At 43.8% G+C, this 26,724-nt stretch carries 24 protein-coding genes, 3 tRNA genes, 3 rRNA genes, 1 other RNA gene and 1 other annotated feature (1 of these 32 only partly in view); of the genes, 5 read left to right on the top strand and 26 right to left on the bottom strand.

Going from position 1 to position 26,724, the window contains the following annotated elements:
• From holB to tadA, 20 genes are all read right to left on the bottom strand, one after another.
• Positions 1-990: a DNA polymerase III subunit delta' gene (gene holB / locus GYO_RS21770; RefSeq protein WP_014112289.1), complete on the bottom strand. Its 990-nt coding sequence runs from the start codon at positions 988-990 to the stop codon at positions 1-3.
• Positions 991-1,001: 11 nt separating this feature from the next.
• Positions 1,002-1,442 carry a YaaR family protein gene (locus GYO_RS21765; RefSeq protein WP_003218297.1) on the bottom strand — a complete coding sequence of 147 codons (441 nt, stop codon included), beginning with the start codon at positions 1,440-1,442 and terminating at the stop codon, positions 1,002-1,004.
• A gap of 12 nt (positions 1,443-1,454) precedes the next feature.
• Positions 1,455-1,784, bottom strand: coding sequence for a cyclic di-AMP receptor DarA (gene darA, locus GYO_RS21760; RefSeq protein WP_003218295.1), 330 nt, complete (start codon positions 1,782-1,784; stop codon positions 1,455-1,457).
• A 74-nt stretch (positions 1,785-1,858) separates the two neighbouring features.
• Positions 1,859-2,497, bottom strand: coding sequence for a dTMP kinase (gene tmk, locus GYO_RS21755; protein WP_014112288.1), 639 nt, complete (start codon positions 2,495-2,497; stop codon positions 1,859-1,861).
• The gene (locus GYO_RS21750; RefSeq protein ID WP_014112287.1) at positions 2,494-3,936 is read right to left on the bottom strand and encodes an aminotransferase class I/II-fold pyridoxal phosphate-dependent enzyme; all 1,443 of its coding nucleotides are present in this window, start codon (positions 3,934-3,936) and stop codon (positions 2,494-2,496) included. Before GYO_RS21750 ends, tmk begins: the two co-directional genes overlap by 4 nt.
• An 81-nt stretch (positions 3,937-4,017) precedes the next feature.
• On the bottom strand, positions 4,018-5,175 hold the full coding sequence (locus GYO_RS21745; protein WP_014112286.1) for a toxic anion resistance protein: 1,158 nt from the start codon (positions 5,173-5,175) through the stop codon (positions 4,018-4,020).
• An 18-nt stretch (positions 5,176-5,193) separates the two neighbouring features.
• Positions 5,194-5,808 (bottom strand): 5-bromo-4-chloroindolyl phosphate hydrolysis family protein, encoded by a 615-nt coding sequence (locus GYO_RS21740; RefSeq protein WP_014112285.1) that lies wholly within the window; start codon positions 5,806-5,808, stop codon positions 5,194-5,196.
• 132 nt (positions 5,809-5,940) lie between these two features.
• Positions 5,941-6,135, bottom strand: a complete 195-nt coding sequence (gene csfB / locus GYO_RS21735; RefSeq protein ID WP_014112284.1) for an anti-sigma-G factor — start codon at positions 6,133-6,135, stop codon at positions 5,941-5,943.
• A gap of 178 nt (positions 6,136-6,313) precedes the next feature.
• Positions 6,314-6,429 (bottom strand): 5S ribosomal RNA (gene rrf, locus GYO_RS21730).
• 54 nt (positions 6,430-6,483) lie between these two features.
• Positions 6,484-9,411, bottom strand: a 23S ribosomal RNA gene (locus GYO_RS21725).
• Between the two features lie 81 nt (positions 9,412-9,492).
• Positions 9,493-9,568, bottom strand: a tRNA-Ala gene (locus GYO_RS21720).
• Between the two features lie 11 nt (positions 9,569-9,579).
• Positions 9,580-9,656: transfer RNA gene (locus GYO_RS21715), tRNA-Ile, on the bottom strand.
• A 101-nt stretch (positions 9,657-9,757) separates the two neighbouring features.
• Positions 9,758-11,307, bottom strand: a 16S ribosomal RNA gene (locus GYO_RS21710).
• Together the 16S, 23S and 5S rRNA genes with 2 tRNA genes alongside form the textbook arrangement of a ribosomal RNA operon.
• Before the next feature lie 309 nt (positions 11,308-11,616).
• A complete protein-coding gene (gene bofA, locus GYO_RS21705) occupies positions 11,617-11,880 on the bottom strand; it encodes a sigma-K factor-processing regulator BofA (RefSeq protein WP_003225421.1) in 264 nt (87 codons plus the stop codon).
• 66 nt (positions 11,881-11,946) lie between these two features.
• The gene (locus tag GYO_RS21700; protein WP_014112283.1) at positions 11,947-12,171 is read right to left on the bottom strand and encodes a YaaL family protein; all 225 of its coding nucleotides are present in this window, start codon (positions 12,169-12,171) and stop codon (positions 11,947-11,949) included.
• A gap of 17 nt (positions 12,172-12,188) precedes the next feature.
• The gene (gene recR, locus GYO_RS21695; protein ID WP_003225425.1) at positions 12,189-12,785 is read right to left on the bottom strand and encodes a recombination protein RecR; all 597 of its coding nucleotides are present in this window, start codon (positions 12,783-12,785) and stop codon (positions 12,189-12,191) included.
• A gap of 14 nt (positions 12,786-12,799) precedes the next feature.
• Positions 12,800-13,123 carry a YbaB/EbfC family nucleoid-associated protein gene (locus tag GYO_RS21690; RefSeq protein ID WP_014112282.1) on the bottom strand — a complete coding sequence of 108 codons (324 nt, stop codon included), beginning with the start codon at positions 13,121-13,123 and terminating at the stop codon, positions 12,800-12,802.
• Positions 13,124-13,146: 23 nt separating this feature from the next.
• Positions 13,147-14,838, bottom strand: coding sequence for a DNA polymerase III subunit gamma/tau (gene dnaX, locus GYO_RS21685; protein WP_041520823.1), 1,692 nt, complete (start codon positions 14,836-14,838; stop codon positions 13,147-13,149).
• A 129-nt stretch (positions 14,839-14,967) separates the two neighbouring features.
• Positions 14,968-15,232: signal recognition particle sRNA large type (gene ffs, locus GYO_RS43145), an RNA gene on the bottom strand.
• A gap of 82 nt (positions 15,233-15,314) precedes the next feature.
• A complete protein-coding gene (tadA, locus tag GYO_RS21680; RefSeq protein WP_014112280.1) occupies positions 15,315-15,800 on the bottom strand; it encodes a tRNA adenosine(34) deaminase TadA in 486 nt (161 codons plus the stop codon).
• An 85-nt stretch (positions 15,801-15,885) separates the two neighbouring features.
• On the opposite strand from tadA, the gene GYO_RS21675 reads away from it, so the two are divergent.
• The 4 genes from GYO_RS21675 (at position 15,886) to dck (ending at position 19,156) form a co-directional block, all read left to right on the top strand.
• On the top strand, positions 15,886-16,431 hold the full coding sequence (locus GYO_RS21675) for a cysteine hydrolase family protein (protein WP_014112279.1): 546 nt from the start codon (positions 15,886-15,888) through the stop codon (positions 16,429-16,431).
• 69 nt (positions 16,432-16,500) lie between these two features.
• Positions 16,501-17,784 (top strand): glycoside hydrolase family 18 protein, encoded by a 1,284-nt coding sequence (locus GYO_RS21670; protein WP_041520822.1) that lies wholly within the window; start codon positions 16,501-16,503, stop codon positions 17,782-17,784.
• Between the two features lie 98 nt (positions 17,785-17,882).
• Positions 17,883-18,506 (top strand): deoxyguanosine kinase, encoded by a 624-nt coding sequence (gene dgk / locus GYO_RS21665; protein WP_014112278.1) that lies wholly within the window; start codon positions 17,883-17,885, stop codon positions 18,504-18,506.
• Positions 18,503-19,156 (top strand): deoxyadenosine/deoxycytidine kinase, encoded by a 654-nt coding sequence (gene dck, locus GYO_RS21660; protein ID WP_014112277.1) that lies wholly within the window; start codon positions 18,503-18,505, stop codon positions 19,154-19,156. The genes dgk and dck overlap by 4 nt, the downstream gene beginning before the upstream one ends.
• A gap of 111 nt (positions 19,157-19,267) precedes the next feature.
• Here the strand turns inward: dck and GYO_RS21655 are convergent.
• From GYO_RS21655 to guaB, 6 genes are all read right to left on the bottom strand, one after another.
• A tRNA-Ser gene (locus GYO_RS21655) sits at positions 19,268-19,360 on the bottom strand.
• A gap of 134 nt (positions 19,361-19,494) precedes the next feature.
• Positions 19,495-20,772 (bottom strand): serine--tRNA ligase, encoded by a 1,278-nt coding sequence (gene serS / locus GYO_RS21650; protein WP_041521117.1) that lies wholly within the window; start codon positions 20,770-20,772, stop codon positions 19,495-19,497.
• 55 nt (positions 20,773-20,827) lie between these two features.
• Positions 20,828-21,040, bottom strand: a binding site (T-box leader).
• Positions 21,041-21,092: 52 nt separating this feature from the next.
• On the bottom strand, positions 21,093-21,683 hold the full coding sequence (pdxT, locus tag GYO_RS21645; RefSeq protein WP_014112275.1) for a pyridoxal 5'-phosphate synthase glutaminase subunit PdxT: 591 nt from the start codon (positions 21,681-21,683) through the stop codon (positions 21,093-21,095).
• Between the two features lie 21 nt (positions 21,684-21,704).
• Positions 21,705-22,589 (bottom strand): pyridoxal 5'-phosphate synthase lyase subunit PdxS, encoded by an 885-nt coding sequence (gene pdxS, locus GYO_RS21640; protein WP_003225444.1) that lies wholly within the window; start codon positions 22,587-22,589, stop codon positions 21,705-21,707.
• A gap of 196 nt (positions 22,590-22,785) precedes the next feature.
• A complete protein-coding gene (gene dacA / locus GYO_RS21635) occupies positions 22,786-24,117 on the bottom strand; it encodes a D-alanyl-D-alanine carboxypeptidase (RefSeq protein WP_014112274.1) in 1,332 nt (443 codons plus the stop codon).
• A gap of 152 nt (positions 24,118-24,269) precedes the next feature.
• Positions 24,270-25,736, bottom strand: a complete 1,467-nt coding sequence (gene guaB, locus GYO_RS21630; RefSeq protein WP_014112273.1) for an IMP dehydrogenase — start codon at positions 25,734-25,736, stop codon at positions 24,270-24,272.
• 120 nt (positions 25,737-25,856) lie between these two features.
• Between guaB and GYO_RS21625 the strand changes: the two genes are divergently transcribed.
• Positions 25,857-26,724: the 5' portion of a YaaC family protein gene (locus GYO_RS21625; protein ID WP_041521116.1), read on the top strand. Its footprint extends 80 nt past the window's final position; only the first 868 of its 948 coding nucleotides appear in the window; the start codon lies at positions 25,857-25,859; the stop codon falls past the right edge of the window.

Below are 26,724 nucleotides of genomic sequence, written 5' to 3'. Positions count from 1 at the left end.
TTATCCCTCCTGCAACATTAACACCAAGTGCTCCATTAATCCTTGTACATTCACATTGGAATGAAGCCGTTTCTTTGCTTCTAAAACAGCAAGTATCTGATTCGTAACGCTTTGTTGTGTTGATTGTAGCGCATGCTGTTTTATTGATTGGAATAAGTCTTGATAAATCAATTTATCTTCATTTCCTATTTGGATGGACAACACATCACGATATATCAATAAGAGCATATCAAGACCCATTTCTTGATGGGTTTTTTCTTTGAAAAAGGGCATCCATTGATCTTGAATAAAGAAAAAAGCATGTCCTTTCCGCTGGTGTAGGACTTCATACAATTTTATCACTTTCGCTCTAGACTCTGCAAACTCATCATTTCGACTTAATTCGACTGCTTCTGCTACATTGTTGGTCATGTTGGCCAAAAGCCTTGCCATATGAGGCGAAACGTCCTGTTCGATCAGTCTGTCTTCAATTGCTTTCGGCTGCAAAGGCTGAAAAGGAAGGGTTTGGCATCTTGAAATGATAGTGTCCAATAACCTTTGGGGCTGCTCAGTGATGAGGATGGCCATTGTGTCTTTATTGGGTTCTTCTAAAAATTTCAGCAGGCTGTTTGCCGCATTTGCTGTCATTTGATCTGCGTGCGAAATAATATACAGCTTTTTATGCGATTCAAGCCCTGTCTTAGAAAACTCTTCTTGCAGCGCTTGAATTTGCGCCTTTTTGATCGATAAACCATCAGGCTGAACAAGATGGAGATCAGGATGGTTCCCTGACTCTATCCGTTTACAGTTTCGGCAGTTTTCGCAAGGCTCCGCGCCGTCCTCTAGGCAAAAAAAACTTTTCGCAAGAAGCAGCGCGGCATCAAGCTTGCCTGTTCCTTTTTTCCCCTCAAACAAATAAGCGTGTGATAGTCTGTCCTTCTCAATACTATTATATAAAAGCTTCATCACTCTGGGCTGAAGCTCGTTCATTTCCTTCCAGGATATTGCCATTGTATCACTCTCTATGTGTAAAGGTTAATCAATAAACCTTTTATTTCGCCAATACGATCCAGCAAATCAATTGCCGGTTTTTCCTGATCCATCATCTCTTCCGTAAGCTGTATCAATTTGTCATCTATTTCCTTCACAAGTCCCAGCGTTCTGCTGTTTCCATACAGGTCAAAGCTTTTCGACGTTTCGTGTGAAAGGCCGCTGTCTACAGCTTCTTTGACAAAACGCTTCACAAGCCCTTTAAATCTCGCTAAGTCTTTAAAATTCCGGGATTTCGTCAGTCTTTTTCCAAACGCTTCTATATCCGATAACAGCCTGGTAAGCTGATCAAATTTCAATTTGCTGCTTTGGTTTTCCATCGATGTTTTAAACGACGCTGTGATCTCAGATGTTTTCACAGAAGGAAGCTGCTTATTATCTATAAATGTACGTATATCTTTATTAATTTTCACAGTTTCAAATCCTTAAAATTGATGAAATTCATCGACTGGAAGGACAAATACTGTCGCTCCGCCAACTTCAACTTCTACTGGATAAGGGACATATGAATCAGCATTTCCGCCCATTGGAGATACAGGGGCAATCATCTGGTCACGTTTCTGTCCGTTTTCTTTAATGAGACTCAATGCTTTATCGACGCGTATATCCTCGACACCAATCATAAACGTTGTGTTGCCTGATTTAAGAAATCCTCCCGTCGTTGCAAGCTTTGTAACTCTAAAGTTGTGATCCGTTAAGGTTTTCAAAAGTCGGTTGCTGTCCTGATCTTGTACAACTGCCACTATCAATTTCATCTGTGAAGGCCTCCTTTAGATTGGAAACAACAATGATCTCGTTTACATTATTATATCAACTATTGGGAAACAGGTCACAATTGAATTTTTTTCAACGCTTCATTGATCACTTTTAGGACATCCTGAACGACGAGGTCTTTGGATTGGCTGGCATCAACTGAGTGAAATCTTTTCGGGAATCGCTTCATCAGCTCTTGGTAACCTTCCCGTACCTTTGTATGGAAGCTTAAGTTTTCTAAATCGAGCCTGTTTTTCTCCCGCGAGCCGTTTGCGTGAATACGTTTCAGGCCTTCTTCCGGATCAATTGAAAAATACACCGTTACATGGGGCATCATATCTCCGATGGCAAACTCATTAATTGACAGAACCTCATCAATCCCAAGTCCTCTTGCGTATCCTTGGTACGCGAGCGAACTGTCTATGAATCTGTCACAAAGAACAACATGCCCCTGTTCTAAAGCAGGTTTTACTTTTTCAACTAAATGCTGGCGTCTTGCAGCCGCATATAAGAGAGCTTCTGTTCTTGGATCCATTAATGTGTTGTTCTCATTCAGAATAACCTCTCGAATTTGTTCTGCAATGTCTATGCCACCTGGCTCTCGAGTTGCTGTAACCTGAAGGCCCTCTGCTATCAGTATGTTTTTGATTTCCTGCAGAACAGTCGTTTTCCCCGCACCTTCAGGACCTTCGAATGTAATAAATAAACCGCTCATGATTTCTCCTCTTCTATATAAACAAGTAGTTGTTTCTCTTTGATTTTCATATTCCCTTGAACATGCGTTTTCATGCTGATCAAGCGGCTGAGCTTTTGCACACTTTCTTTTGTAATTCTTTCTCCCGCCATGATCATCGGGATACCCGGAGGATAAGGGATGATATCCTCTGCATTCAGCCGGCCTGCTGCTTCATCAAAGTCCACATATTCTTTCTTGAACGTTTGTAAGACCTTTTTTTGATAAGGCAAGACAGTCACAGGCTGCGCTCCCCATTCTACAGAAACAAACATCTGATCCGGAGGCGTTTTTTCAATCTCTTCATCAATGCTTTTAATCGTTTCAGCGTTTATTCTGCGCTTTCCTCCCAATGGAAGAACGAGCAGTACTTGATTTTCATCAGCAAGCTCAGTGTATATGTTGGCACGCTCTAATATGTTTTGCAGCGTATACCCCGAATGGCCCCGTTTTGAGCGAATTGTGAGCTTCAGCGGATCCGTTATCATCCGTGGATCAGCCGGTTTGACAGCTTCTGCATTTGAAAGTGAATCAAACGTTTGTTTAAGTGATTGTATGCGGTGCAGAATGTCAGAAAGCTTTTGTTCTTCTATAATATGCTGTACATAAGCGCGGGCAATGTCTAACGAAGCCATAATCGGATAAGACGGGCTGCTGCTTTGTAATCGATTTAAATACTCTGCCAGCCGATTCCGATCAATTCTGCAGCTGCTGTTGAGATGCAAATAAGAACCCATCGTCATGGCAGGCAGCGTTTTGTGAGCCGACTGAACAACAACATCTGCCCCCATTTTTAAAGCTGAGACTGGAAAAGGCTCCCCCAAAACAAAATGTGCGCCATGCGCTTCATCCACCAAAACAGGAATCCCGTAATGATGGGCCTCTGAAATGATTTCGGTTAAATCAGCACTATGTCCGTAATATGTCGGATTGGTCAGCACCAAGCCTTTCGCATCTGGATATGCTGCCAAGGCTTTTTTAATTGTATCAAGCGGAACATGCGTAGGCACATGCATCGCTTCATCAATGTCAGGTGCGAGATAAACCGGCTCAGCACCAGCCAAATCAACAGCATGAAATACAGATTTATGACAGTTTCTTTGAACCAGAATTGTTTCACCCGGTTCACAAACAGATAAAATCATCGCTAAATTCCCGACAGTCGTACCATTCACCAGGAAAAAACTTTCCGCCGATCCATATAATTGACTGACAAGCTCTTGAGCTTTCTTAATCACCCCAGAAGGATGATGGAGATCGTCCAGTCCTGCCAGCTCAGTTACATCAATGGTGAGAAGCGGATCGAATATCGACTTAGCGTCATCAAAAAAGACATCTCCATTGTGATGTCCCGGAACATGAAATGAATGAGAATTTCTTCTCGCATGTTGAATCAATGCTTTATATAAAGGTGTGTTCATTAAAACAATCCTTTGAATGTGTCTTCTTACACTTTATTATATCGTGCCTCTGACAGAACTTAAAGCTAGACTTACTGGTAACTACCTTTCCTTCATCATAAGCAGCTTGTGCTTCAGATCGCCTTCCATCATCATAAGCTCTTCTTCTGCCTGACGGCGTTTGATTCGGCCTTCTTCTTGTATGGTCAGCGTTTCTTCAAGCGTGCTGATTAAGCTTTCCTGCACCTTCTTTAAAGTATCGATATCAACAAGACCTCGTTCATTTGCCCGCACGGTTTCAATTGTATTGGTTTTCAAAAGCTCCGCATTTTTCAGCAAAAGCTCGTTGGTTGTATCAGATACTTTTTGTTGTGCATCTACTGCATTGCGCTGCCTTAAAAGCGTCAGTGCAATTGCTACTTGGTTTTTCCAAAGCGGAATCGCCGTCACAATGGATGACTGGATTTTTTCAGCTAATGCTTGATTTGTATTCTGAATCAGCCTGATTTGTGGAGCACTTTGGATTGTGATTTGCCTGCTCAGCAGCAAATCGTGCACCCTTTTATCTAACCGGTCAGCAAATTGAACCAAATCGTTTACTTCTTGAACGGCCATTTGGTTATGCTCACTTGATTCGGCCTGTTGCTTCAGTTCAGGAATCGTTTTTGTTTTTAATTCCTCCAGCTTCAGTTCCCCTGCAGCGATATAAACATTCAGCGCGGTGAAGTACTCTTTGTTTTTTTCATATAACTGCTCTAACAACTTATTGTCACTGATTAAAGCATTTTTAGAGTGCTCCAGCTTCAAACTGATTCTGTCTATCTGTACGCTGGTCTTTTGATATTTAGACAGCACCTCCTGAAGAGAATTCGATACTCTTCCAAACATGCGTGCCAAAAAACCCTTTTTCTTAGACTGAAGATCATCAGGATTTACTTGATCCAGCTTTTGCATCAGTTCTCCAAGAATTTCGCCGATCTCTCCGACATCCTTCTTTTGAACATGATTAATCATAGTATGAGAAAAATTCAGCAGTTTAGACTGAGCTTGTGAACCGTATAAAACAATACTTTGCATATTCTTATGATCGATCTGCCCAGCGAGCTGAATTGCTTTTTCCTTGTTTTCCTCGGGAAGAACATCAACAAGGCGTACTTGCTGCTTCTCTGCTTTTACAGTCTCCGCCCTAGGCATCTCTATATCACCAAAAGGATCCGCCAATAATTCATCTATATGAAGGTCGCTTTGATCTCGGTTCATCGCTCTTACCCTCTTCCATTATTTCTTCAATGAATGCTTTGCTGCATCTAATTCAAATTGCAGTTCGTCAATTTCATCACCCATTACTTGAGTTAAATCTTCCTCTAAACGCTTGGTCAATTCAGCAAGAGTGATACGAGCCTTACTCAACGACATCGACAGTTCTTTGCTTTTTTTCGGATGAGATGATAGAAAGGCATACTTCTCTGTCAATTCAACAACCGAATCGAGAGTTTGATAAAAAAAGCGCTCAGCCTGATAAAACCGCTTTGGCTCTTTTTTGGTGAGGATATAAATCCTTCTGACAAGTCTCAGCATTTCTGCATTTTGTTTAAACATTTGAATGCTTTTTGCCTGAAACAAAGCTTTCCGAAGGCGTATGATCTTCTGCCTTGCTTCCTCGAGATTTTTCTTAATGTAGGCATATTCTCTTCCTGTCAGTGCATGCTTTTTAAGAAATAAGCGTCTCACATTCCAAATGCCAGCTGTATATACAAATGCTCCCGAAGCGAGCCCATAAACAAAAGATAGGAAAAGCGACTGATTTAAACCGAAAAAGCACAAAATCCCTATGAAAACAAAAGTCGCACTGCCTGTTAAACTCCATATCAAAAAGTGAAGAAATCTCTGCATGAGATAATCGACTCCTGTGTATATACTCAGTTTTAATATTATTATCTACTACGTTCTATCCCTAAACAAGTTTCATCTTCTTTTTATTAACCCATTCCTTATGAAAGAATACAAAAAAAGACCTTTTCAGGTCTAAGAATATAATGGCGGTGTATGAATGCTCTTTAATTTTTTCACGTAAAAGGCATAGTCAGGATCGGAAGTTGATGTAGAAATTACTTTTCTCTCACAATCTAAGCATATGAATTTCGTATAAAGATGAATGCCTCTATTTTTCTCTTGATCACAAATCACACATGTATGATTAGGTTTAACAGTTTTGTCCATCGTCCCCACCTCCGTACAATTAGCCTTCCCTTAAACCAGATATTGTATACACTATTTAGATCTTTTTGAAACTTGAAATCAGTATATGGACTATATAAGCTGTCGGTGTTTGTATTTGTTTGATTTTATTGATCTTAAATAAACAAAAAACCCAGCTCAATGAGCTGGGTTTTACCTTGCTTGGCGGCGTCCTACTCTCACAGGGGGAAACCCCCGACTACCATCGGCGCTGAAGAGCTTAACTTCCGTGTTCGGCATGGGAACGGGTGTGACCTCTTCGCTATCGCCACCAAACAAATTGAGAGGTGTTCTCTCAAAACTAGATAACAGGTGTGACATATTCAAAATGTGGTTAAGTCCTCGATCGATTAGTATCTGTCAGCTCCATGTGTCGCCACACTTCCACCTCAGACCTATCAACCTGATCATCTTTCAGGGATCTTACTTCCTTGCGGAATGGGAAATCTCATCTTGAGGGGGGCTTCATGCTTAGATGCTTTCAGCACTTATCCCGTCCGCACATAGCTACCCAGCGATGCCCTTGGCAGAACAACTGGTACACCAGCGGTGCGTCCATCCCGGTCCTCTCGTACTAAGGACAGCTCCTCTCAAATTTCCTGCGCCCGCGACGGATAGGGACCGAACTGTCTCACGACGTTCTGAACCCAGCTCGCGTACCGCTTTAATGGGCGAACAGCCCAACCCTTGGGACCGACTACAGCCCCAGGATGCGATGAGCCGACATCGAGGTGCCAAACCTCCCCGTCGATGTGGACTCTTGGGGGAGATAAGCCTGTTATCCCCGGGGTAGCTTTTATCCGTTGAGCGATGGCCCTTCCATGCGGAACCACCGGATCACTAAGCCCGACTTTCGTCCCTGCTCGACTTGTAGGTCTCGCAGTCAAGCTCCCTTGTGCCTTTACACTCTGCGAATGATTTCCAACCATTCTGAGGGAACCTTTGGGCGCCTCCGTTACCTTTTAGGAGGCGACCGCCCCAGTCAAACTGCCCACCTGACACTGTCTCCCCGCCCGATAAGGGCGGCGGGTTAGAAGGTCAATACAGCCAGGGTAGTATCCCACCGATGCCTCCACCGAAGCTGGCGCTCCGGTTTCCAAGGCTCCTACCTATCCTGTACAAGCTGTACCAACATTCAATATCAGGCTGCAGTAAAGCTCCACGGGGTCTTTCCGTCCTGTCGCGGGTAACCTGCATCTTCACAGGTACTATAATTTCACCGAGTCTCTCGTTGAGACAGTGCCCAGATCGTTGCGCCTTTCGTGCGGGTCGGAACTTACCCGACAAGGAATTTCGCTACCTTAGGACCGTTATAGTTACGGCCGCCGTTTACTGGGGCTTCAATTCGCACCTTCGCTTACGCTAAGCGCTCCTCTTAACCTTCCAGCACCGGGCAGGCGTCAGCCCCTATACTTCGCCTTACGGCTTCGCAGAGACCTGTGTTTTTGCTAAACAGTCGCCTGGGCCTATTCACTGCGGCTCTCTCGGGCTTGCACCCTAACAGAGCACCCCTTCTCCCGAAGTTACGGGGTCATTTTGCCGAGTTCCTTAACGAGAGTTCTCTCGATCACCTTAGGATTCTCTCCTCGCCTACCTGTGTCGGTTTGCGGTACGGGCACCTCTCACCTCGCTAGAGGCTTTTCTTGGCAGTGTGGAATCAGGAACTTCGCTACTAAATTTCGCTCGCCATCACAGCTCAGCCTTATGGGAAACGGATTTGCCTATTTCCCAGCCTAACTGCTTGGACGCGGATATCCAATACCGCGCTTACCCTATCCTCCTGCGTCCCCCCATTGCTCAAATGGTGAGGAGGTGGTACAGGAATATCAACCTGTTGTCCATCGCCTACGCCTTTCGGCCTCGGCTTAGGTCCCGACTAACCCTGAGCGGACGAGCCTTCCTCAGGAAACCTTAGGCATTCGGTGGAGGGGATTCTCACCCCTCTTTCGCTACTCATACCGGCATTCTCACTTCTAAGCGCTCCACCAGTCCTTCCGGTCTGGCTTCACAGCCCTTAGAACGCTCTCCTACCACTGTTCGAAGAACAGTCCGCAGCTTCGGTGATACGTTTAGCCCCGGTACATTTTCGGCGCAGAGTCACTCGACCAGTGAGCTATTACGCACTCTTTAAATGGTGGCTGCTTCTAAGCCAACATCCTGGTTGTCTAAGCAACTCCACATCCTTTTCCACTTAACGTATACTTTGGGACCTTAGCTGGCGGTCTGGGCTGTTTCCCTTTCGACTACGGATCTTATCACTCGCAGTCTGACTCCCAAGGATAAGTCATTGGCATTCGGAGTTTGACTGAATTCGGTAACCCGGTAGGGGCCCCTAGTCCAATCAGTGCTCTACCTCCAAGACTCTTACCTTGAGGCTAGCCCTAAAGCTATTTCGGAGAGAACCAGCTATCTCCAGGTTCGATTGGCATTTCACCCCTACCCACACCTCATCCCCGCACTTTTCAACGTGCGTGGGTTCGGGCCTCCATTCAGTGTTACCTGAACTTCACCCTGGACATGGGTAGATCACCTGGTTTCGGGTCTACGACCACGTACTCATGCGCCCTATTCAGACTCGCTTTCGCTGCGGCTCCGCATCTTCTGCTTAACCTTGCACGGGATCGTAACTCGCCGGTTCATTCTACAAAAGGCACGCCATCACCCGTTAACGGGCTCTGACTACTTGTAGGCACACGGTTTCAGGATCTCTTTCACTCCCCTTCCGGGGTGCTTTTCACCTTTCCCTCACGGTACTGGTTCACTATCGGTCACTAGGGAGTATTTAGCCTTGGGAGATGGTCCTCCCGGATTCCGACGGAATTTCACGTGTTCCGCCGTACTCAGGATCCACTCAGGAGAGAACGAAGTTTTGACTACAGGGCTGTTACCTCCTATGGCGGGCCTTTCCAGACCTCTTCATCTACCTCGTTCTTTTGTAACTCCGTACAGAGTGTCCTACAACCCCAAGAGGCAAGCCTCTTGGTTTGGGCTAATCCCGTTTCGCTCGCCGCTACTCAGGGAATCGCATTTGCTTTCTCTTCCTCCGGGTACTTAGATGTTTCAGTTCCCCGGGTCTGCCTTCTCATATCCTATGAATTCAGATATGGATACCACTCCATTACGAGTGGTGGGTTTCCCCATTCGGAAATCTCCGGATCAAAGCTTGCTTACAGCTCCCCGAAGCATATCGGTGTTCGTCCCGTCCTTCATCGGCTCCTAGTGCCAAGGCATCCACCGTGCGCCCTTTCTAACTTAACCGTTAAAAAGATTCACTATGTGATATCTTGTCTTACTAATTGAATGTGATGTCTACTGTTATCTAGTTTTCAAAGAACACGTTGGTGGAGCCTAGCGGGATCGAACCGCTGACCTCCTGCGTGCAAAGCAGGCGCTCTCCCAGCTGAGCTAAGGCCCCATTATTTAAGATGGTGGGCCTGAGTGGACTCGAACCACCGACCTCACGCTTATCAGGCGTGCGCTCTAACCAGCTGAGCTACAGGCCCATCTTAACTTATTCAAGGAACAAAGTTCCTTCAAAACTAAACAAGACAGGTAACGTTCTGTTTATAAGACCCAAGGTCTTATATTCCGTAAATATCCTTAGAAAGGAGGTGATCCAGCCGCACCTTCCGATACGGCTACCTTGTTACGACTTCACCCCAATCATCTGTCCCACCTTCGGCGGCTGGCTCCTAAAAGGTTACCTCACCGACTTCGGGTGTTACAAACTCTCGTGGTGTGACGGGCGGTGTGTACAAGGCCCGGGAACGTATTCACCGCGGCATGCTGATCCGCGATTACTAGCGATTCCAGCTTCACGCAGTCGAGTTGCAGACTGCGATCCGAACTGAGAACAGATTTGTGGGATTGGCTTAACCTCGCGGTTTCGCTGCCCTTTGTTCTGTCCATTGTAGCACGTGTGTAGCCCAGGTCATAAGGGGCATGATGATTTGACGTCATCCCCACCTTCCTCCGGTTTGTCACCGGCAGTCACCTTAGAGTGCCCAACTGAATGCTGGCAACTAAGATCAAGGGTTGCGCTCGTTGCGGGACTTAACCCAACATCTCACGACACGAGCTGACGACAACCATGCACCACCTGTCACTCTGCCCCCGAAGGGGACGTCCTATCTCTAGGATTGTCAGAGGATGTCAAGACCTGGTAAGGTTCTTCGCGTTGCTTCGAATTAAACCACATGCTCCACCGCTTGTGCGGGCCCCCGTCAATTCCTTTGAGTTTCAGTCTTGCGACCGTACTCCCCAGGCGGAGTGCTTAATGCGTTAGCTGCAGCACTAAGGGGCGGAAACCCCCTAACACTTAGCACTCATCGTTTACGGCGTGGACTACCAGGGTATCTAATCCTGTTCGCTCCCCACGCTTTCGCTCCTCAGCGTCAGTTACAGACCAGAGAGTCGCCTTCGCCACTGGTGTTCCTCCACATCTCTACGCATTTCACCGCTACACGTGGAATTCCACTCTCCTCTTCTGCACTCAAGTTCCCCAGTTTCCAATGACCCTCCCCGGTTGAGCCGGGGGCTTTCACATCAGACTTAAGAAACCGCCTGCGAGCCCTTTACGCCCAATAATTCCGGACAACGCTTGCCACCTACGTATTACCGCGGCTGCTGGCACGTAGTTAGCCGTGGCTTTCTGGTTAGGTACCGTCAAGGTACCGCCCTATTCGAACGGTACTTGTTCTTCCCTAACAACAGAGCTTTACGATCCGAAAACCTTCATCACTCACGCGGCGTTGCTCCGTCAGACTTTCGTCCATTGCGGAAGATTCCCTACTGCTGCCTCCCGTAGGAGTCTGGGCCGTGTCTCAGTCCCAGTGTGGCCGATCACCCTCTCAGGTCGGCTACGCATCGTTGCCTTGGTGAGCCATTACCTCACCAACTAGCTAATGCGCCGCGGGTCCATCTGTAAGTGGTAGCCGAAGCCACCTTTTATGTTTGAACCATGTGGTTCAAACAAGCATCCGGTATTAGCCCCGGTTTCCCGGAGTTATCCCAGTCTTACAGGCAGGTTACCCACGTGTTACTCACCCGTCCGCCGCTAACATCAGGGAGCAAGCTCCCATCTGTCCGCTCGACTTGCATGTATTAGGCACGCCGCCAGCGTTCGTCCTGAGCCAGGATCAAACTCTCCGATAAATGGATCACAGGTTAAGTTCACCGCATCCTGCGGCGACACCTGTGTGACCTGCATCGTGCAGGCCCTAGTTTGACTGACTACGCACATCGCTGTGCGATTTTATAAAAATGAATTAACAGGTACGTTTTGTCTTGTTTAGTTTTCAAAGAACTTTGTCTATCGCTCTTTAAGCGACTTTATAATCATAACATTTACCGCCGCTCTAGTCAATAACTTTTTTCAGCAATTTCTTTTCGAAAAGCGATTCGTCATCAGCGACGTATATTAGAATAACACCTTAGATTATTAAAGTCAACATATAATATCATTTAAATAATAAATTGCTTAATGACGACTAACGCGGCTATTCCCGGAATCCCTAAAATCCCACTGATAGCTGTTGTGACCAGATTAATCGGCACATGAATACCAAGGCTGCCGCCAAACATATTTACACAAACTAGCAGCAAAGCGCCCGCCACAAATTTAACAGCTGTGATACCAATCCACTTTAACGGCTTTGCAGCTGAACCTGATAAAAAAAGAAGAATAACCAGTCCTAAAATAATCCCTATAATAAAAATAGGCTCCATGAATCTTCTCATCTCCCTTGCTTGTTCTAGTACAAGCTTATGAGAAGATCCAGGAGTTTAGACCACTTACTTCCACCGGCTGATTTTTAAATTTCTCTGTTTCGCTTCCCTCAAGTAAAAAAAATACTTCGCTTCAGCAACTTTCAGTTCGTATAACACTTCAGCAGACGGTTCTAAGCTTTTTTCAACCAGCTTTTTTTGCCTGTTCCACTCTTCCTTTTGCTTAAAAAGCTGCTCAATTAGTTTTTCATCAAACTCTCTTCTCAATGTTTTCTTGCGAAGAAAACCCATGGATCGCTTTTTCCTCCTTACAATTCACGTCTTCCTTCAAGTGCTTTAGAAAGAGTGACCTCATCAGCATATTCCAAATCGCCGCCGACGGGCAGTCCGTGGGCAATACGGGAGAGCTTAATACCAGACGGCTTCAGGAGCCTTGATATATACATCGCCGTTGCTTCCCCTTCTATATTAGGGTTAGTTGCGAGAATCACTTCTGTCACTTGATCATCCTGTAATCGTTTTAACAATTCTGGTATTTTAATATCCTCTGGTCCGATGCCGTCCATTGGAGAAATGGCGCCGTGAAGAACGTGATACTGTCCGTTGTATTCCTTCATTTTCTCCATAGCGATAACATCCTTAGGGTCTTGCACAACACAGATAACGGACTTATCCCTGCGTGTATCTTCACATATATAGCAAGGGTCCTGATCTGTAATATGCCCGCAAACTGAACAATATGTCAGGTTGCGTTTCGCATTTACTAATGCTTTCGCAAAATCTAATACCACATCTTCTTTCATACCTAGAACAAAAAAAGCCAGACGAACCGCTGTTTTCGGTCCGATCCCTGGCAATTTCATAAAGCTGTCAATCAGCTTTGATATTGGTTCAGGATATTGCATGTTCTTTTATCCCCCTAGAATAAACCTGGCATGTTCATTCCCTTTGTAAATTGACCCATTGTTTCGTTTGTGATCTCGTCAACTTTCTTCAAAGCTTCATTCGTTGCAGCAAGCACTAAGTCCTGGAGCATTTCGATATCTTCCGGGTCAACTACATCTTCTTTAATGATGACATCCAGAATTTCTTTTTGGCCGTTTGCTTTAACTGTTACCATACCGCCGCCTGCAGTTCCTTCAACTACCTGTTCTGCAAGCTCTTCTTGAGCCTTGGCCATATCCTTTTGCATTTTTTGCATTTGTTTCATCATTTTTTGCATATTTCCCATTCCGCCACGCATATTATCCACTCTCTTTCATTTTGTTAGTCTTGTATTTCAATTAAATCCGCTCCGACAAGCTTTTTCGCTTCTGCAATAAGCGGGTCTTCTTCAGCCGGCTCATTTGATCCTTCATTTTCCTGCTGATGATCTACTAAAAATTCTTCTCTTATTTTACCCCATTGTGCTTCAGGAACGCCAATCAAATCCATTCTTTTTCCGAGCATCGATTCTAGAATCTGCTCAAGATTGGTCCGGACTCCGTTATTATCCTCGGCAACCATTTTACAATGAATTTCATATTTGAATTTCAGAACAAATGCCGCTGAGGCGGCAGCCACAGGTTCACTGTCATTCAGCAAAGCGGCATGTGATACTTTGTTTTGCTGTTTGAGATGAGCAAGAAGCTTGCCCCAGCTGTTCCTGAGCAGGTCAAGATCCGGTCTCGTAGCTTCCTTCAGAATTTCATGAATTCTCCCTACTGGCGCTTTGTAATTGGATTTCCCGCCCTTAGGCACACGCGGCGTTTCTTTTTTCGGGCTTTCCGCCGCTGCTTTAATTCCCGTTGTTTTAAGCCGCTCCACTTCCTGCTCGAGCTGCTGAATTTTTTTCATCAGCATATCGACTTCCGGCAGGTCAGCTGCTGATTGATGAGACGTTTGGCAAATCTTCACCACTGCCACTTCAAAAAAGATACGGGGATGATTTGTCCATTTCATTTCCTGGTGGCTCTTGTTTAGAATATCAATCATTTCATATATGGCCTGTGCCGGAATTTGTTCGCTTAGTCCTCGGAACGTTTCATCAACTTTTACTTTTTCAAGCACTCCTTCTAAGCCAGGGGCTGTTTTGTATAGCAGCATGTCCCTGAAATAGAAAATCATATCCTCTATCAGCTTAGCTGGATCTTTCCCTTGCTGAAGCAGTTCATTTAATGTTTCCAGTGCGTCAGAAACGTTTTTATCATGCAGGGATTGTGCCAGCTTCCCTATATATAATTGAGAAACAGCTCCCGTAATCAAAAGCGCATCTTCGACTTTCAGAACATCACCGCTGAATGATACCGCCTGATCAAGAAGGCTCAAAGCATCCCTCATACCGCCATCTGCAGCACTCGCAATGATATCAAGCGATCCCTCTTCCACTTGCAGCTGTTCTGCATCAACAATTTTATTCATACGTCCGACAATCGCTTGGGATGTAATTCGTTTAAAATCAAAACGCTGACATCTGGAGATAATGGTTAAAGGAATTTTGTGCGGTTCGGTTGTTGCTAAAATGAAAATACAATGCTCGGGCGGCTCTTCTAATGTTTTTAGCAATGCATTAAAGGCGCCGATAGAAAGCATATGTACCTCATCTATAATATATACCTTATATGTGACGGCCGACGGGGCAAACTTCACTTTATCGCGAATGTCACGAATCTCATCAACACCATTGTTAGAAGCGGCGTCAATTTCTATGACATCGGATATTGACCCGTTTGTTATCCCTTTACAGGCCGCACATTCGTTGCATGGCTCATCAACAGGAGCATGTTCACAGTTGACAGCCTTGGCAAATATTTTGGCTGCACTGGTTTTTCCCGTTCCTCTTGGCCCGGAAAATAGGTAGGCATGAGAAAACTTTTTTTGCAAAAGGGCATTTTGCAGCGTTTTTGTAATGTGTTCTTGTCCAACCACATCTTCAAAGCGCTGAGGCCTGAATACTCGATATAAAGCTTGGTAACTCACGGGTTTGCCCTCCTCCGTTATTCATCATTCCCATTATACATGAACCTTGTTTCGATTCCAAAAGCTCTTTTTACATAACAAAAAACTCACCTAATGATAGGTGAGTCTGAAAATTTGATGATTGATTTACCGTGCACCTTCTGTCGATTCGCTACCCTAAGCGTTACTTAAGCAGTTAGCTCGGCCCAGGCAACCCTGCGGCACATGAGAGGTTTCACTTAATGCTGCTTCCTTCCGGACCTGACATGGTTCATGAATTCCCATTGCGCAGGACCCAAACGTCAACACCACTTACTTAAGGCAGACCTTAAAGTAAACGAACCTCGAGAAGGGATTCGGCCCCGCTAGAGCGGATTGCAGGTACAGGGCACCGCTACCTCCCCGCTTAGCACGGCAAAATAAATATCAAATTTTATATCGCATCTATTATGATGCATACATAAGTATATCGTTTCCCCCTAAAAATTGCAACCGGACTACTCAGACAAGTTTTTCCTGAAGGCTTTCTTCTTTTTTCGCAGTTCTCTAAAAAATGAACTGAGCATTCCTCCGCATTCCTCCTCAAGCACTCCGCTCACCACTTCAGCCTGGTGGTTAAAGCGCTCTTCCTGCAAAAGGTTCATAAGCGTACCTGAACAGCCGCCTTTAGGATCAAATGCACCAAATACCACTTTTTCCACTCGCGAAAGCACAACGGCACCGGCACACATCGGACAAGGCTCAAGTGTCACATAAAGAGTTGCACCCTCCAGCCGCCACGTTCCCAGCGCCTTACACGCTTCATCAATCACAAGCATTTCCGCATGAGCGATTGACCGCTGCTCCGTCTCTCTTAAATTATGTGCACGCGCTATGATTTCATCGTTAACGACAAGCACGGCACCGATTGGCACTTCACCTTTCTCTTCAGCTTTTTTCGCTTCTTTAATTGCTTCTTTCATATAAAGTTCATCTTGTGTCATAAGAATAAGCTCTCTTTTCAAAGTTTTTTCATTGCCTAAAAAGGCTACATATTAACTATAACTGAAACGGAAAGGAGACTGTCAATTGTCCAAAGCAAACACAGCTCTTCTCATTGTAGACATGATCAATAATTTTGAATTCGATATGGGAGAAAGCCTCGCTAAAAAAACAGAAAAAATCGTTCCTCACATTTTATCATTAAAGGAGCATGCGAGACAAAATGACTGGCCGATTATTTACATTAATGATCATTACGGACTTTGGCAAGCTGATATTAAAAATATTCAGCAAGAATGCACAAATGAAAGAAGCAAGAATATCATCAGACAAATAGCGCCGAAAGATGCTGATTATTTTTTAATCAAACCGAAGCATTCCGCCTTTTACGAAACTGCCCTTCACACTCTCCTTACCGAATTGCAGGTGAAGCATATTATTTTAACAGGTATAGCCGGTAACATATGCGTGCTGTTTACCGCTAATGACGCTTACATGAGGGAATACAGCATTACGATTCCTAAGGACTGCATTGCCTCAAATCGTGACGCAGACAACGAATTTGCCTTAACCATGATGGAGAATGTTCTTCTCGCTGAAATTACGACGGAGAAACAAATTACAGAAAAATAAACATGATCAGCGCTTTTCTTTCATACATTGATAGCGATATGAAAGGAGGCGTTTTTCATTCAAATTTATGTGGTGAAACAAGGCGACACTCTTTCTGCTATCGCTTCACAATACAGAACAACTGTAAATGAAATCACAGAAACGAATGAGATACCAAATCCCAACAGCCTTGTTGTCGGACAAACCATTGTCATTCCAATAGCCGGCCAGTTCTATAATGTTCAACAAGGTGATACCCTGACATCCATCGCACGGCGGTTCAATACAACAGCAGCCGAGCTTGCCAGGGTTAACCGAATCCAGTTAAATACCGTACTGCAGATTGGTTTCCGCTTATACATCCCTCCGGTTCCTAAACGAGACATCGAATCAAATGCTTATTTGGAGCCCCGCGGAAATCAAGTCAGCGAAAATCTCCAGCAGGCGGCCAGAGAAGCGTCGCCCTACTTAACGTACCTTGGCGCATTCAGTTTCCAGGCACAGCGGGACGGAACCTTAGTCGCACCGCCTTTAACGAATTTAAGAAGCATTGCAGAGAATCAAAACACGGCATTGATGATGATTATAACGAACCTAGAAAACCAGGCATTCAGCGATGAACTCGGCCGAATCCTTTTGAACGACGATGCTGTAAAAAGAAGACTTTTGAATGAAATAGTCGAGAATGCCAGAAGATATGGTTTCTTTGATATTCATTTTGACTTTGAATATTTGCGGCCTCAGGATAGAGAAGCCTATAATCAATTTCTGCGCGAAGCAAGGGATCTTTTCCATCGAGAAGGCCTAGAAATTTCTACAGCGCTTGCCCCTAAAACAAGCGCAACACAGCAGGGCAGATGGTACGAAGCCCATGATTACAGAGCCCATGGCCAAATTGTCGACTTTGTTGTTCTCATGACATATGAATGGGGCTATAGCGGCGGGCCAGCTCAAGCCGTTTCGCCAATTGGGCCTGTTCGGGATGTCATAGAATATGCTTTGACTGAAATGCCTGCGAATAAAATTGTCATGGGCCAGAATTTATATGGGTATGATTGGACGCTTCCATATACAGCAGGGGGAACCCCGGCAAGAGCAATAAGCCCTCAGCAAGCCCTTGTCATTGCCGATCAAAACAATGCAACCATTCAGTATGACCAAACAGCTCAAGCGCCTTTCTTCCGCTATACTGATGCTGAAAACAGAAGGCACGAGGTGTGGTTCGAGGATGCCCGCTCGATCCAAGCAAAATTCAATCTGATTAAAGAGCTGAATTTAAGAGGCATCAGCTATTGGAAGCTGGGTCTTTCCTTCCCGCAAAACTGGCTGCTGCTTTCTGATCAATTTAATATTGTCAAAAAGACGTTTCGATAATTTGGAAACGTCTTTTTTTCATGGGGGCACCCAAGGGTTGTGATACAATATGAAGGTCGGTAACTGACGAACGTTTTTCAGAAATAAGGAGGATTCCGATGAATACAGCCCCTTTTATTGCAATAGAAGGTCCTATCGGGGCAGGAAAAACAACCCTCGCGACAATGCTCTCACAAGAGTTTGGATTCCCTATGATTAGTGAGATTGTTGAGGACAACCCGTACCTTGATAAGTTTTATGACAATATAGAGGAATGGAGCTTTCAGCTTGAAATGTTTTTTCTTTGTCACAGATACAAACAGCTTGAAGACACCAGCGATCACTTTCTAAAAAAGGGACAACCTGTGATAGCTGATTATCACATTTATAAAAATGTGATTTTTGCAGAACGCACCCTGTCTCAGCGTCAGCTGGAAAAATATAAAAAGATTTATCACCTGCTAACGGATGATCTGCCAAAACCAAATTTCATCATTTACATAAAGGCTAGTCTGCCCACATTGTTACACCGCATTGAAAAACGCGGACGCCCCTTTGAGAAAAAAATTGAAACAAGCTATTTGGAGCAGCTGATCGCAGATTATGAAGTCGCCATCAAACAGTTGCAGGAAGCCGATCCTGAACTTACAGTGCTAACTATAGATGGTGATTCAAAGGATTTCGTTTTGAATAAGAGCGACTTTGAACGCATTGCCGCCCATGTAAAGGAGCTTATCGTATGAAGGAACATCATATCCCTAAGAATTCAATTATCACAGTAGCAGGAACAGTAGGTGTCGGAAAATCGACTTTAACAAAAGCTTTGGCTAAAAGGCTTGGATTTAAAACCTCTCTGGAGGAAGTCGATCATAATCCATACTTAGAAAAGTTCTATCATGATTTTGAACGTTGGAGCTTTCACCTGCAAATCTATTTCTTAGCTGAACGATTCAAAGAACAGAAAACGATTTTTGAAGCCGGCGGAGGATTTGTACAGGATCGTTCAATTTATGAAGACACAGGAATTTTTGCAAAAATGCATGCTGACAAAGGGACAATGTCAAAGATTGATTATAAAACTTACACAAGCCTTTTCGAAGCAATGGTCATGACACCGTATTTCCCACACCCAGATGTATTGATCTATTTAGAAGGAGATCTGGAGAACATTTTAAACCGGATTGAAGAACGAGGCCGTGAAATGGAGCTTCAGACAAGCAGGTCTTATTGGGAAGAAATGCATACACGCTATGAAAACTGGGTAAGCGGTTTTAATTCCTGCCCTGTTTTAAAGCTCCGTATTGAGGATTATGATCTGCTGAATGACGAAAGCTCGATTGAAAATATTGTAGATCAAATCGCTTCAGTTATTCATGAAAATCAAAAAAAGTGAATCTCAGCTGAGATTCACTTTTTCTTTATAATAAAAAATCCGTTGCATCGAATGCAACGGACAAAACAATCTCCAATATATGCTTGTGTTTCATTAGAATTAAAATCAATATGGCGGAGGAAGAGGGATTCGAACCCCCGCGGGCTTTGACACCCCTGTCGGTTTTCAAGACCGATCCCTTCAGCCGGACTTGGGTATTCCTCCGTATCGACAAGACTTACTATATCATGAATGTTCTTATATGGTCAAGCATTTTTAAAAACTTTTTTGTTTTTATAAAAATATCGTGTTTACTCAGGCAAAAAGGCGCACCTTATCAGGTACACCTTTTCACAGTTTTATGGTTTTATTACTTCTTTATTCCCCATATAAGGGCGAAGCACTTCTGGAATTACAACGCTTCCGTCTTCCTGCTGATAATTTTCTAAGATAGCGGCTACTGTTCTTCCAACCGCCAGACCTGACCCGTTCAGTGTGTGTACATGCTCAGGCTTGCCTTTCGCTTCACGTCTAAAACGAATGTTCGCACGTCTTGCTTGGAACGCTTCGAAGTTGCTGCAAGAAGAAATTTCACGATATGTGTCTTGGCTTGGAATCCAAACTTCGATATCGTATTTTTTCGCAGCTGTAAAGCCTAGATCACCCGTACACATGCTCATGACACGATATGGGAGCTCAAGCAGCTGGAGAACTCGTTCTGCTTGGTTTGTAAGCTTCTCTAATTCTTCATAAGAATCTTCAGGCTTCACAAACTTCACAAGCTCAACTTTATTAAATTGGTGCTGACGGATCAATCCGCGTGTATCACGCCCTGCTGAACCAGCTTCAGAACGGAAGCAAGCACTGAATGCCGCATAGTTAATCGGCAGACTGTCACCTGAAAGGATTTCATCGCGATGCATGTTTGTAATTGGGACTTCCGCAGTCGGAATTAAGAAGTAATCTTCTTCTCTGACTTTAAACGCATCCTCTTCGAATTTAGGAAGCTGACCCGTTCCCGTCATGCTTGCGCGGTTTACCATATAAGGCGGAATCACTTCAGTATAGTTATACTCATCTACATGAAGATCAAGCATAAAGTTATAAAGCGCACGCTCCAGACGAGCACCTAAACCTTTATAGAACACGAAACGGCTTCCTGTTACTTTTGCAGCACGTTCAAAATCTAGAATACCCAGCTCATCTGCAATATCCCAGTGCGGCTTCGGCTCGTAAGCAAATGAAGGCTTTTCGCCCCATTTACGCACTTCTATGTTGTCGTCTTCTGTTTCACCGACAGGGACAGACTCATGCGGAATGTTTGGGATTGAAAGAAGAATGGTATCAAGCTCAGATTCCACCGATCTTAATTCTTCATCAAGTGTTTTAATTTCCTCGCCGACTTCACGCATTTCTTTAATAATGTGATCCGCGTCTTTTTTCTCACGTTTCAGTACAGCAACCTGCTGAGATACTTCATTCCGTTTTCCTTTTAACTCTTCAACCTTGCCGATAAGCTCTCTTCGTCTATCGTCCAGCGCCTCAAACTTATCAAAATCAGTTAAGTCTTCGCCTTTGTGTACAAGCTTTGCTTTAATTTCTTGAAAATTTGCTCTCAGCATTTTTGTATCAAGCATGCGAAACACTCCTTTTTTATTGATTTGTCGAAAATAAAAAGAGCCCTCATCCCCATAAAGGGACGAGAGCTCTCGCGTTGCCACCCTGATTGAAAACAAGCCAAAGACTCGTTTTCCACTTTCACACATAACGGTTATCCCGTAAATGCCTACTTGTTTCAGCATTTCGCTCAAGGATGGATTCAGACAGCATCTTTCACCGATTCGCACCAACCATCGGCTCTCTTAGAAAGAGAGGCTTCCTACTAGTTCCTATCAACGCTTTTCGATCTTTATTTGTGCTTATAATGTACTATAAGTTTCCACAGCTTTCAACTGTTTTATACAAGTGCTTTCTGCTTGTATTCCTCAACCATTTGAACAAACAGCTGTGTCACTCGGTGATCTTCTGTCAGCTCCGGATGGAACGAGCAGCCCAGGAATTGATCCTGTTTAGCAGCTACAATACGACCATTATGCTCCGAAAGAACCTCCACATTTTCACCAGCTTCTAAAATATGCGGCGCGCGGATGAATACCCCTGTAAAAGGCTCGTCCAGGCCTTTGATTGTTAAATCAGCTTCAAAGCTGTCAACCTGCCGGCCAAACGAATTACGCTCAACAACCACATTCAGCAGACCTAAATGAGGATTATCTGAACCAGCAATTTCTTTTGCTAATATAATTAATCCGGCGCATGTCCCGAACATCGGTTTTCCCTGAGCAGCAAAATTACGAAGCGGCTCCATGAATTGATACGTATCAATCAAACGGCGCATCGTCGTGCTCTCACCGCCAGGTAAAATCAGTCCGTCAATTTCGTTCAGCTGCTCAGGGCGTTTAACGACAAGACCAGCCGCACCGCATGCTTCAATTGCGTGGATATGCTCTCTAACTGCTCCTTGAAGTCCTAGTACTCCTATTGTTAACATGTCAGCAGCGCTCCTATATTCTTACCAGCCGCGTTCTTGCATACGCTGTTCTGGAAGTAAGTTTGAGATTTCAATCCCTTTCATTGCAGTACCAAGCTCTTTTGAAAGCTCAGCGATCAATTTGTAATCAGTGTAGTGAGTTGTAGCTTCCACAATTGCTTTCGCAAACTTAGCAGGGTTGTCTGATTTGAAAATACCAGAACCAACAAATACTCCGTCAGCACCAAGCTGCATCATGAGAGCAGCATCAGCAGGAGTGGCTACGCCGCCAGCAGCAAAGTTAACGACAGGAAGCTTGCCATCTTTTTTAATTTGAAGAAGAAGTTCGTAAGGAGCACCTAAGTTTTTCGCTTCTGTCATGAGTTCATCCTCACTCATCGCAACTACTTTGCGCACTTGAGCGTTTACTTTGCGCATATGGCGAACAGCCTCAACGATATTCCCTGTTCCAGGCTCACCTTTCGTACGAAGCATAGAAGCGCCTTCAGCAATACGGCGTGTTGCTTCACCAAGATCACGGCAGCCGCAAACGAAAGGAACTGTGTATTCATTTTTATTTAAATGAAATTCTTCGTCAGCCGGAGTCAGAACTTCACTTTCATCAATATAGTCAACACCCATAGCTTCAAGCACACGCGCTTCAACAATATGTCCGATACGCGCTTTTGCCATTACTGGGATAGATACTGCATTCATTACTTCTTCCACGATTGTAGGGTCAGCCATACGGGCAACTCCTCCAGCCGCGCGAATATCAGCTGGTACACGCTCTAGCGCCATTACAGCTACAGCTCCAGCCTCTTCAGCAATTTTCGCTTGTTCCGCATTGATGACGTCCATGATGACGCCGCCTTTTTGCATTTCTGCCATTCCGCGTTTTACACGTTCAGTACCTGTTTGAGCCATTTCTTGGTCCCCCTAATCAAGGTATAATTGTATAATTTCTAATCCTTATTGTATCCTAGAAATCCAATAATTCATATGGATATATATTATTTTATTCGGTTTTTAGCGCTTTGAAAATCAATTTTTCTTAAAAATTGGGTTTTTTCAGTATATTAAGCGAAAGAGCCCTAACATACATCAGAGCTCTTTCATTTGATTAAAACCAGCCGGTTACCGTATCAACAATGCTTCCCCAAATGCCGGCGAAAAATCCGCCAATACTGCGCATTGTCAAAACAAACCAGTTTGCTTTTTCTACATTTTCTTTTGTAACAAGGTCTACGCCAGCAAGATTGCTGTTAAGGAATCCGTAATCCTTTTCATCGCCTGTATATTCCGCAGTCAGTTTCCCAACCTTGGTTCCTTTTTTCACAGGAGCAGTCAAGGTCTCTTTATTTAGTGTGACCTTCGCTTTGTAATTCTTTTCTTCGCCATTTTTGACAGGAAGAGAGAACGCTTTGTTTGTCACAATGCCTACTTCTTTCTCTTTACCCTTATCAACTGAAATTGTTTTATGGCCTTTTACTTGATCGCCTTCAGCATAAATTTCTTTCATGGAGAAATTGTCGAAAGCATAATCGAACATTTTTTTCGTTTCATCGAAACGGCCTGTATGTATATTGCCTTTTGCGTTTAATACAACAGTAATAACACGCATTCCATTGAGTTCAGCTGTTCCTGTAAAGCATGAACCCGCAGAGTCAGTAGAACCTGTTTTCAGTCCGTCTACAGTCGCTTTTTTATACTCGCTGACAAGCCCTTTCAGCATAAAGTTCCAGTTCGGCATGTCCATTTCATCATCAGTGCCTTTTCTGAACTTCGTTTTGGCGATACTGGAAGTCTCCAGAATCTCAGGATAGTCAGTAATCAAGTGATCCGCAAGAATTGCCATGTCCTTAGCAGAAACTTCACTTTCTTCATCTACGCTTGTCCCCTCAGGCTGATGCCCGTGAAGATCTTTGTTCTCAAGACCTGTTGCGTTAACAAATTTGTAATCTGTTAAGCCTAGTTCTTTTGCTTTTGCATTCATTTTCTCAACAAACTTAGTTTCAGAACCCGCAACGACTTCTGCTATCGCAATAGCAGCAGCATTTGCAGAGTAAATTGCTGTAGCTTGGTATAATTCTTTTACTGTGTATTTCCCGTCTTTCCGAAGAGGAACGTTTGATAAGCTGTTATCTTGGGAAATCTCATACACATAGTCATCAGGCGTATAGGTTTGATCCCATTTCACTTTACCCTGATCAATTGCTTCTAATAACAGATACTCTGTCATCATTTTTGTCATACTGGCAATTGGCAGTCTCTTATCTGCATTTTTACTGTACAGAATTTTACCTGAAGAAGCTTCGATCATAATAGCAGCAGATGCATTGATATCAATTGGATCGCTGGCTGCTTTTGCTTTTGACATTGGAGCCAGACAAGTGACAGCTAGTGTTAACACAACCAATGACATCAATAGCTGTTTACATTTCTTGATGTTCAATCGTACGACCTCCGTATTTCATATTCTTCATCTATAATTAAGCCGTTAAGGACATTTTCAATGCACAACAGTATAAATTTTATCATAATCAGTATAAAAAAAATAGACAGAGTCAGAGACCCTGTCAAATGTTTTTAATTTGTAACAATTTATTATGAAATTGTATAGTTCGGAGATTCTTTTGTAATCTGTACGTCATGCGGATGACTTTCACGAAGTCCCGCGCCAGTCATGCGAATGAACTGGGCTTCTTCTCTTAAAGCGTGAAGATCTTTGGATCCGCAATATCCCATACCAGAACGAAGACCGCCGACTAGCTGATAAACTGTTTCTTCAACTGGTCCTTTGTAAGGTGTGCGTCCTTCAATTCCTTCAGGAACAAATTTTTTGTTTTCTTCTTGGAAGTAACGGTCTTTACTTCCTTTTTCCATTGCAGCAACTGACCCCATACCGCGGTATACTTTAAATCTTCTGCCTTGGTAGATTTCAGTTTCACCAGGGCTTTCTGACGTGCCTGCAAGCAAGCTTCCGAGCATAACAGCATGTCCGCCGGCTGCCAATGCTTTAGTAATATCGCCAGAGAATTTAATCCCGCCGTCGGCGATGATTGTCTTGCCGTGTTTTCTTGCTTCAGTCGCACAATCATAAATCGCTGTGATTTGCGGAACACCGACACCCGCTACAACGCGTGTAGTACAAATTGAACCAGGTCCGATTCCAACTTTGACAACGTCTACTCCAGCTTCGATAAGAGCTCTTGTGGCTTCAGCTGTTGCCACGTTCCCAGCAATAATGTTTAATTCAGGATATGTTTCACGGATTTTTGTTACTGTGTTTAATACGCCTTGAGAATGTCCGTGAGCTGTATCAATAACAATAACATCGACATTGGCTTCAACAAGCTTTTTGACGCGAGTCATTGTGTCGCCAGTTACGCCAACTGCCGCGCCAACGATCAGACGGCCGTGAATGTCTTTAGATGAGTTCGGGAACTCAATGACTTTTTCAATGTCTTTGATTGTGATAAGACCTTTTAATTTATTCTGGTCATCAACGAGAGGAAGCTTTTCAATTTTATGTTTCTGCAAAATCTTTTCAGCTTCATCAAGAGTGGTTCCTACAGGTGCAGTAACAAGCTCTTCTTTCGTCATGACATCGCTTATTTTCATTGAGTAGTCAGAAATAAAACGAAGATCACGGTTTGTTATAATTCCGACAAGCTTTTGGTCTTCTTCGTTATCTACAATCGGAACACCAGAAATTCTGTATTTCCCCATCAAGTGCTCCGCATCAAATACTTGGTGATCAGGAGTTAAAAAGAAGGGATTTGTGATAACGCCGCGCTCAGAACGCTTTACTTTATCAACTTGTTCAGCCTGCTGTTCAATGGACATATTTTTATGAATGATGCCCAAGCCGCCCTGTCTAGCCATTGCAATTGCCATTGCTGATTCTGTTACAGTGTCCATACCTGCGCTGATGACAGGAATATTCAGCTTTAACGTTTTTGTAAGTTCTACAGATAAATCCACATCACGCGGAAGTACCTCTGACTTGGCTGGCACAAGCAGCACATCGTCGAACGTTAAGCCTTCTTTTGAAAATTTACTTTCCCACATTAGTAAATCCCCCTCTTTTCGGCAAAATATTATATGTAGATTATCAACTAGCCAAGAGCATGTCAAGGAAGCGAGAAAGAGTTGAAATATTTAGATAACGGAAAGGATAAAGAAATACATATGACATATCATGAGTGGAAAGACTTAGCGCTATTTTATTCCGTTGAATCAACCCAGAAATTTCTAGAAAAGGTTTATACCTTAAACGGTATTGACGATGCGAAAAAGAACTCTTTTAAAAACAGTGAACGGTTTATTTATTTCTTAAAGCATGCCGAATCGTTTTATAAACAAGCTTCATGTTCCCCTTTAGAAATCAAACCGATTCTTTTATTTTACGGAATGGCTCAGCTTATCAAAGCATGCCTCATAACACGGGATCCTCATTATCCAAGCCATACATCAGTACTGGCACATGGCGTAACAACAAGAAAGCGAAAGAAACAGAATTATTGTTTTAACGATGATGAAGTGAAAATACAACGGAACGGCCTATGCATACATTTCATGAAACACTTATTCGGACAATCGGATATAGTAGATGAACGGTATACCATGAAAAAATTATTAATGGCGATTCCAGAACTAAGTGATACTTTTTATTTTCAGCAGAAAGAACGTTTTATGACAAAAGTCGAGAAGGAAAAGGACAGGATTTCTGTACCAGAGGATTTGGTGATCAATTATAAAATGTCTGATTCAAGATTTGCCGAATATATGTCCCATCATTTTCAATGGTCTTTTGAAAGAAAAAATGAACACGAGCTGCTGTTTGAAATTTCACCGCAAGACACGAAGCCATGGACATCAATCAGCTTGTTGTATGACATGGGTAAGAACCAATATTTTATCCCTTCTCAAAGGGAACAATTTCTGAGACTTCCAGAAATGGCAATTCACTATTTAATTTTGTACAACATAGGGATGATTGCGAGGTATGAGACAGAATGGTGGTATGAGTTGTTAACCCAGCATATAAGTGATGATT

This window comes from Bacillus spizizenii TU-B-10, from assembly GCF_000227465.1.
GTDB lineage: Bacteria > Bacillota > Bacilli > Bacillales > Bacillaceae > Bacillus > Bacillus spizizenii.
The sequence above is the reverse complement of the archived record's forward strand: the minus strand, read 5'-3'. Positions and strand labels throughout refer to the sequence as shown.